Annotated in this window: 7 protein-coding genes and 2 pseudogenes; 5 read left to right on the forward strand and 4 right to left on the reverse strand. The window is 75.5% G+C overall.

Annotation, left to right across the window (positions count from 1 at the left end; genetic code table 11):
- Both AB0I76_RS18565 and AB0I76_RS18570 read right to left on the reverse strand, forming a co-directional pair.
- Positions 1-361 (reverse strand): annotated as a pseudogene (locus tag AB0I76_RS18565) (hypothetical protein); the annotation flags it as partial.
- 34 nt (positions 362-395) lie between these two features.
- Positions 396-926: a diadenosine tetraphosphate hydrolase gene (locus AB0I76_RS18570; RefSeq protein ID WP_357036664.1), complete on the reverse strand. Its 531-nt coding sequence runs from the start codon at positions 924-926 to the stop codon at positions 396-398.
- A gap of 150 nt (positions 927-1,076) precedes the next feature.
- Between AB0I76_RS18570 and AB0I76_RS18575 the strand changes: the two genes are divergently transcribed.
- Genes AB0I76_RS18575 through AB0I76_RS18585 form a run of 3 tightly spaced genes read left to right on the forward strand, consistent with a single transcriptional unit; the run spans position 1,077 to position 4,176 of the window.
- Positions 1,077-1,436, forward strand: coding sequence for a YraN family protein (locus tag AB0I76_RS18575; RefSeq protein ID WP_357036667.1), 360 nt, complete (start codon positions 1,077-1,079; stop codon positions 1,434-1,436).
- Between the two features lie 20 nt (positions 1,437-1,456).
- Positions 1,457-2,977, forward strand: a complete 1,521-nt coding sequence (locus tag AB0I76_RS18580) for a YifB family Mg chelatase-like AAA ATPase (RefSeq protein WP_357036670.1) — start codon at positions 1,457-1,459, stop codon at positions 2,975-2,977.
- Positions 2,974-4,176, forward strand: coding sequence for a DNA-processing protein DprA (locus tag AB0I76_RS18585; RefSeq protein WP_357036673.1), 1,203 nt, complete (start codon positions 2,974-2,976; stop codon positions 4,174-4,176). Before AB0I76_RS18580 ends, AB0I76_RS18585 begins: the two co-directional genes overlap by 4 nt.
- A 21-nt stretch (positions 4,177-4,197) precedes the next feature.
- Here the strand turns inward: AB0I76_RS18585 and AB0I76_RS18590 are convergent, their stop codons facing one another.
- A complete protein-coding gene (locus AB0I76_RS18590) occupies positions 4,198-4,533 on the reverse strand; it encodes a hypothetical protein (protein WP_357036676.1) in 336 nt (111 codons plus the stop codon).
- A 304-nt stretch (positions 4,534-4,837) separates the two neighbouring features.
- Between AB0I76_RS18590 and AB0I76_RS18595 the strand changes: the two genes are divergently transcribed.
- Positions 4,838-5,797, forward strand: coding sequence for a tyrosine recombinase XerC (locus AB0I76_RS18595; protein WP_357036682.1), 960 nt, complete (start codon positions 4,838-4,840; stop codon positions 5,795-5,797).
- Between the two features lie 69 nt (positions 5,798-5,866).
- Complete coding sequence (locus tag AB0I76_RS18600) at positions 5,867-7,048, forward strand: aminotransferase class V-fold PLP-dependent enzyme (RefSeq protein ID WP_357036679.1); 1,182 nt, start codon at positions 5,867-5,869, stop codon at positions 7,046-7,048.
- Between the two features lie 24 nt (positions 7,049-7,072).
- Here the strand turns inward: AB0I76_RS18600 and AB0I76_RS18605 are convergent.
- Positions 7,073-7,381: pseudogene (locus AB0I76_RS18605) on the reverse strand (M23 family metallopeptidase); the annotation flags it as partial.

The following is a 7,381-nucleotide window of genomic DNA, read 5'->3' on the forward strand; positions in this document are numbered from 1 at the left end:
ACGCGCCCACCGCGCCGAACCGACCCGACTCGTCGTCAACGGACGAGAAGCGGCCGGAGTCACCCTCGGTGATCGCGAACCGGCCGGATTCCTCGGCACCGCCGTACCGCCCACGGTCGGCGTCGCCGCGCCGCGTCCCGACGCCCGGCCCGGGGTCGCCGTAGCGGGCGTCGTCGCCGCCACGCTGCTCGGGAGCACGCGGGTCGTCGTCCCGGTACCGAGCCTCGGCTCCTTCGCGCCAGTCCGGGTCCCCGTAGCCTCGGTCACGTCCCCCGGGATACCAACGTGACTCCTGGTCTTCGGCAAAGCTCCGTCGTCCGTCCACGTCGGCACCGTATGCGACCGGATCCACGTGCGCCATTCGCCCCGCACACCAACCGCCGGCCCCGCTCACCTCACGCGGGAGGGGTGATCGGACATACACGGAAAGTCACCCCGAGGTGGCGTGTTCGACCAGTCGGTCGAGTTCCGCCGCGAGCGCGGCGCGAAGGCCGTCGTGCCGCGTGCCGCGTGCCGAGAGCGTACGCGGGGTCGCGCCACACCTCGTCCGGGTACCGATAGACCGGGCCACGCCGCAACTCGGCCGGCTGCCAGTCGTGACGGGGACGCACATGGGCGTGCAGAAAGGAGTCGAGGTTGCCGAGGATCTCGTAGTTGACCCGGCGGAAGCCCGGATCCCGCCGGGCGCACACGCCGGCAACCGCCTCGCCGAGCAGGTCCATGTCGGCGAGGAAGGCCAGACGGCGCTCGCGGGGCAGGTCGGTGAGGCGATCGACGGACGGGTCGTCCGTGATCAGGACGCAGTAGCCCGGGAGGTGCTGCCCGTCGCCGATCACGGCGAATCCGGCGGTGAGGCGTCGAAGGACCGTGGGATTGCGGCCGGTGAGGGCCGCTCCGACCCGGTCGGCTCGCCAGTCGTAGGCCATCTCGTGGAGGCCAGCCGGAGACGCGTCCACGGTGGGGGCGCCCGTAGCACACCAGGGGCATGATCGTCCGGTTGTCCACAGGCGCCTCCGTCGTCCACAGGCGGGCCGTCGAGGGCTGCGCGGTGCGGGCGTACGCGGCACGGTGCCGGCATGACGAAGCGGAACCAGGCGGTCGGCGCGTACGGCGAGCGGTGCGCCGTACGGCACCTGATCGGGACCGGCCTGCGGCCGGTGGCGCGGAACTGGCGCTGTGCGGCCGGTGAGATCGACATCATCGCGTGGGACGGGCCGGTGCTCGCCTTCTGCGAGGTGAAGACCCGTCGTACGGACGACTTCGGCTGCCCGGCCGAGGCGGTCGTGCCGGCCAAGGCCCGCCGGCTGCGTGGGCTGGCCGCCCGATGGCTGGGCGAGACCGGCACGACGGCCGACGAGGTGCGCTTCGACGTGATCTCGGTACGCCTCAGCCCGGCCGGCGCCGCCCGCGTCGAACACCTCAAGGGGGCGTTCTAGATGCGGCGCGAGGTGTGGACGTGAGCTACGCGAAGGTGCTCTGCGTGGGCCTGGTCGGCGTGACCGGGCACCTGGTGGAGGTCGAGGCGGACCTCGCCCCCGGACTGCCGGCGGTGGTGATCTCCGGGCTGCCGGACACGGCCCTCTACGAGGCTCGGGACCGGGTCCGGGCGGCGGTGGTCAACTCCGGCCAGCGCTGGCCCAACCGCCGCATCACGTTGAACCTCCTGCCGGCGACCCTGCCGAAGTTCGGCTCGGCCTTCGACCTGGCCATCGCGGCGGCCCTGCTGGGCGGCTCCGGCGAGCTGCCCCTGCTGCCCCTGGAACGGGTGGCGGTCCTCGGTGAGCTGGGGCTGGACGGCACGGTCCGGCCGGTGCGGGGCGTCCTGCCGATGGTCGCGGCGGCGGCGAAGGCGGGCGTCGACCGGGTGATCGTCCCGGTGGGCAACGCCGCCGAGGCGGCCGTCATCCCGGGGATCCGGGTCCGGGCGGTGGACACGCTGCACCGGCTGGTCGCCTTCGTCCGCGACGGCGTACCGCTGATCGAGCCGGACACGGCGGACCCGCCCCCGGGTCCGGACGGCCCGGACCTGGCCGACGTCGCCGGTCAGGACCTGGGCCGCCGCGCGTTGGAGGTCGCCGCCGCCGGTGGCCACCACCTGGCGCTGCTCGGCCCGCCCGGCGCCGGGAAGACCATGCTCGCCGAACGGCTCCCGTCGCTGCTGCCCGAGCTGGACGACGAGGCCGCGCTGGAGGTGACAGCGCTGCACTCGATCGCCGGCCTGCTGCCGGCGGACGGGCGGCTGCTGCGCCGGCCGCCGTTCCAGGCGCCGCACCACACCGCCACCGTCGCGTCGCTGGTCGGCGGCGGGTCCGGGCTGGCGCGACCCGGTGCGGTGTCCCTCGCCCACCGCGGGGTCCTCTTCCTCGACGAGGCACCGGAGTTCAGCAAGGGCGCGTTGGAGGCGCTCCGCCAGCCGCTGGAGAACGGGCGGGTGCAGCTGGCGCGGAGCCGGGGCGGCACCGAGTACCCGGCGCGGAGCCAGCTGGTCCTTGCCGCCAACCCCTGCCCGTGCGCGAAGCCGGCCGGTGATGCGTACTGCGAGTGCGCGCCGCAGGTGCGGCGGCGTTACCTGGGGCGGCTGTCCGGTCCCCTCCTGGACCGGATCGACGTGCAGGTGCGCCTTCCACCGGTGCGGGCGGCCGAGCTGATGGAGGCCACCGTCGACCGGGAGTCGTCGGCCACGGTGGCGTGCCGGGTGGCCGTCGCCCGGGAGGCGGCCCGCGCGCGGTGGGCGCCCCTCGGCCGACGGCTCAACGCCGAGATACCCGGCCCGGACCTGCGACGCCCACCGTGGCGGCTGGCCGGGAAGGACACCGCCGAGCTGCGGACGCGACTGGACTCCGGCTCGGTCTCCGCTCGGGGCTTCGACCGGATCGTCCGCCTGGCCTGGACGATCGCCGACCTCGACGGTCGGGACCGACCCGACCGGGAGGACGTCCGGGAGGCCATCCAACTCAGGACGGGAGAGGGAACGTGAGTGACGCCGAGGAGCTGACTCTGGCCCGCGTGGCCCTGACCTGGCTCACCGAGCCGGGCACCCGATCGGTCCACCACCTGGTCGAGCGCCATGGCCCGGTCGACGCGCTCGACCTGCTGCTCGACGGTGGCGGGCCGGAGGAATCACTCCGGGCCACCGTGGCGGCCCGCAGCGCCGAGGGGGACGCGCGGGCGGTGGCCGCCGAGGCGCTGGCCCGTACGGACCGGCTGGGCGCCCGCGTCGTCGTCCCGACCGACGACGAGTGGCCGGCGCGGGTCGGCGAGCTGCGCCGCCTGCGCCTTCCCGATGCCCGCCGCCGCGTCGACCAGGAGACCGCCCCACCGCTCTGCTTCTGGGTACGCGGCTCGTGGCCGCTCGGCGAGGCGTTCGAGCGGTCCGTCGCGGTGGTCGGCGCCCGGGCCGCCACCGGGTACGGGAACCACGTCGCCACCGAACTCGGTTACGGGCTGGCCGAACGGGACTGGACGGTGGTCTCCGGCGGCGCCTTCGGCATCGACGCGGCAGCCCACCGGGGCGCCCTCACCGCCGGTGGCCTGACGGTGGCCGTGCTGGCCTGCGGGGTGGACCGGCCCTACCCGATGGGCAACGCCGCGCTGTTCGACCGGATCGCCGACTCAGGGCTGCTGGTGAGTGAGTGGATGCCCGGGGCGGAACCGCTCAAGCCACGGTTCCTGATCCGTAACCGTGTCATCGCCGCCGGCACCCGAGGGACGGTGCTGGTCGAGGCGGCGGCCCGCAGCGGCGCGACCCAGACGGCCCGCCGGGCGCTCGCCCTGGCCCGCCGGACGATGGTGGTGCCCGGTCCGGTCACCTCGGCGATGTCGGTCGGCACCCACGAACTGCTGCGGGAGGAGCCCGAAACCCGCCTCGTCACCGGGCTCGCGCACGTGCTGGAGGAGGTAGGCCGGATCGGGGACCTGGCCCCGCTGCCCCGTGGCCCGGAACGCCCGGCCGATCTGCTGGACGACGACGCGCGCTCGATCGTGGAGGCGCTGCCGCGCCGCGGCGCGGTCGGGGTGGACGTGCTGGCCGCCCGCGCCGGTGTCGGTCTGCGTACCGCCCTGCGCAAACTGTCCATGCTGGAGGAGTTGGCCCTGGTGGTCCGGCGCGACGACGGGTACGCGCTGGTGCCGCCACCTCGGCGCTCGGGTCGCGCCGACGCTGGAAGGGTGCGGTGAGCCCCGGACCGGTACGGCCCGTCAGTCGCCCTCGAAGCGGAGTTCCATGTCGTGATCCGCGCGCAGCCGTCGTGCCAACCGGTCGAGGCGGCGGACGTGCGCCACCTCGGCCTCGTCCCGGGCCACCTCCTCCAGGCAGGCCAGCTCGTCGGCGAGGTGAGCCGCGCGGTCGGCCGGCACCACCAGCAGACCCACCGGGTCGACCCGGTCGAGGACGGGGGTACGGCCGGTGCTCCGGACCCGCCGCACCAGACCCAGCAGCACGTCGTCGGGATCGGGCAACACCTCCGCCGTCACGTACCGCCGCCGCCCCGGGCCGACGGGCACCACCCGGTAGAGGACGACGTCCACTCCCATGGCCAGTCCCCCTTCGTCGTTCCCGGCCGGCCGCCGGGCCACCGACCAGGGCTCGCGCCCCGTTGTACGACAGTCTGCTCGCCGCAGCCGGGCTAATCCATGACGTCCCGCCGGGCGACACGCGGCAGTCCACGGACAGGACGGCTCGGGTGTCGCGGACACCTGGTGCAGCAGCGGCGGTCACCACCGGAGGACCGCTCGGTCGTAGGGTGGACCCGTGCCAACCCAGGACACGACGCCGGGCGACGCGGCGGGGCGGGCGACGCGCAGCACCCGGGCGGCGCACCAGGCCCTCCCGCCGACGATGCGCGAGGCGGTGGACGACTTCGCCGGTCACCTGGCCGGGGTCCGCAACCGCTCGGCGCACACCGTGCGGGCGTACGTCGCGGACGTCGTGTCGATGTTGGACCACGCCACCCGGATGAGCTGCACCGAGCTGGCGGACCTGGATCTGGGGGTCCTGCGCAGCTGGCTCGCCCGGCAACGCACCACTGGGGCCGCCCGGTCGTCGCTGGCCCGGCGCGCCGCGTCGGCACGGACGTTCAGCGCCTGGGCCCATCGCGCGGGACTGCTCCCCACTGACGTGGCGGCCACCCTGGCCAGTCCGAAGGCGAGACGGGAGCTGCCCACCGTGCTCCGCGCCGAGCAGGCCGCCGCCCTGGTGGAGGCGCCGGGCCGGAGCGCTGCGGAGCCCGACGAAGCCCTCGGCCCCGCCGCGCCACCCGCCGGCCCGGTGCCACCCGACGACGCCGTCGCGGCGGCGGTGCTGCTGCGCGACCGGGCGCTGCTGGAACTGCTCTACGGCACCGGGGTGCGGATCAGCGAGGCGTGCGGCCTGGACGTCGCCGACGTCGACCATTCCCGGCGGGTGGTCCGGGTGTTCGGCAAGGGTGGGCGGGAACGGACGGTGCCGTACGGGCTGCCGGCCCAGCGGGCGCTCGACGAGTGGCTGCGCGACGGTAGGCCCGTCCTGGCCGGTCCGGCCACGCGTGGCGCCCTGCTGCTGGGCGCCCGGGGCGGCCGGCTCAACCCGACGACCGCCCGCCGGGTCGTGAGCGGGTACGCCGAGGCGGCCGGACTCCCCCACACCAGCCCGCACGGGCTGCGCCACTCGGCCGCCACCCACCTGCTCGAAGGCGGCGCGGACCTGCGGGCGGTGCAGGAGATCCTGGGCCACTCGTCGCTGGCCAGCACGCAGATCTACACGCACGTCTCGGTGGAGCGGCTGCGGGCCGCCTACCGTCAGGCCCACCCGCGCGCCTGACCCGGACCGGCCGATCGACGACCGCCAACGAGCACGGTCGGTGATCGGGGCGACCGTTACGATCATCCGGTGAGCGTTCCCCAGCCACCCGAGCCGATTCCGGGAGCGCGCCTGCTCTTCTCCCTCGACGCGGCGGTCAGCCACCTCAACCACGGATCGTTCGGTGCCGTGCCGATCGGCGTGCAGCGGGCCCAGCAGCGGCTGCGCGACGAGGTCGAGGCGAACCCGCTGCGCTTCTTCACGGTGGGGCTGACCGAGCGCATCACGCACACCCGCCGGCACCTGGCGACCTTCCTCGGGGCCGACCCGGACGGCACCGCGCTCGTCCCGAACGCCACCACCGGTGTGGCGGTGGTCCTGCAGTCGATGGGCCTGCGCCCCGGCGACGAGGTGCTCACCACCGAGCACGGCTACGGCGCGGTGGACCTGTCCATCGCCCGGGAGTGCCGGCGTACCGGGGCCGTGACGCGGGCGCTCCGGGTGCCGCTGGCCGCGACCGACGAGGAGATCCTCCAGATCGTCCGCGCCGGGCTGCGTCCCGGCCGGACCCGACTGCTCGTGGTCGACCAGCTCACCTCCCCCACCGCCCGACTCCTCCCGGTCGCTGCAATCGTCGGGGTGGCCCGCGAGCACGGCGTGCCGGTCCTGGTCGACGCCGCCCACGCCCCCGGCATGCTGCCGGCCACCGTCGCCGGCATCGGCGCCGACTTCTGGGTGGGCAACCTGCACAAGTGGGCGTACGCCCCCCGCGGCACCGCCGTGCTGGTGGTGTCCCCGGCGTGGCGGGACCGCATCGAGCCGCTGGTCGTCTCGTGGGAGCAGGAGGCGGGCTTCCCGGGTCACGTCGAGTGGCAGGCGACCATGGACTACACCGCGTGGCTGGCCGCGCCGGTGGGCCTGTTCACACTGCGCAGCCTCGGGCTCGACCGGGTCCGTGCGCACAACGCCGCGCTGGCGGCGTACGGCCAGCGGGTGGTGGGGGACGCGCTCGACGTGCCGCCCGCCGACCTGCCGGACCCCGGCGGACCGGGGGTGGCGATGCGGATCGTCCCGCTGCCGCCCGGCGTCGCGACCAGCCTGGAAGCCGCGGGCGCACTACGCGCCCGGATCGCCGACCGGCTCGCCACCGAGGTGGCGGTCAACGCGTGGGGCGGTCGGGGCTGGCTGCGGGTGAGCGGCCAGGTCTACAACCGCGCCGAGGAGTACGAGCGGCTGGCGGTGCGCCTGCCGGCCCTGCTCGCCCGGGCGTGAGCTGTCAGCCTCCGGCGGCGGAGTCCCGTCGAGGGGCAGCAGCCGCACCGGCCCGAGACCGAGCAGGGCGAGTGGGTCGAGATACTCCGCGCCCCGGCGTAGCCCCCAGTGCAGGCAGGCCGGCACGGGACAGCCCGCGTGCCCGGCCAGCAGGACGCCGAGGGGATCGCCGGGGCGGACCGGGTCGCCGACCGTGACCGCGGGTCGCACCGGCTCGTGGGTCGTGCGCAGGCCCTGGGCGTGCCCCACGGTGACCACCGGACGGCCGGCGACCATGCCGGCGAAGAGCACCGTTCCCGGGCCGGCGGCGCGGACCACCGCACCCGGCGCAGC

It is taken from the genome of Micromonospora sp. NPDC049799 (assembly GCF_040656655.1).
GTDB lineage: Bacteria > Actinomycetota > Actinomycetes > Mycobacteriales > Micromonosporaceae > Micromonospora.

What these genes read in the sequence shown, in the direction of transcription:
- AB0I76_RS18570 (WP_357036664.1), bottom strand. Translation starts at nt 926, where the DNA reads ATGGCCTACGACTGGCGAGCCGACCGGGTCGGAGCGGCCCTCACCGGC.
- AB0I76_RS18595 (WP_357036682.1), top strand. Translation starts at nt 4,838, where the DNA reads ATGCGCGAGGCGGTGGACGACTTCGCCGGTCACCTGGCCGGGGTCCGC.
- AB0I76_RS18590 (WP_357036676.1), bottom strand. Translation starts at nt 4,533, where the DNA reads ATGGGAGTGGACGTCGTCCTCTACCGGGTGGTGCCCGTCGGCCCGGGG.
- AB0I76_RS18575 (WP_357036667.1), top strand. Translation starts at nt 1,077, where the DNA reads ATGACGAAGCGGAACCAGGCGGTCGGCGCGTACGGCGAGCGGTGCGCC.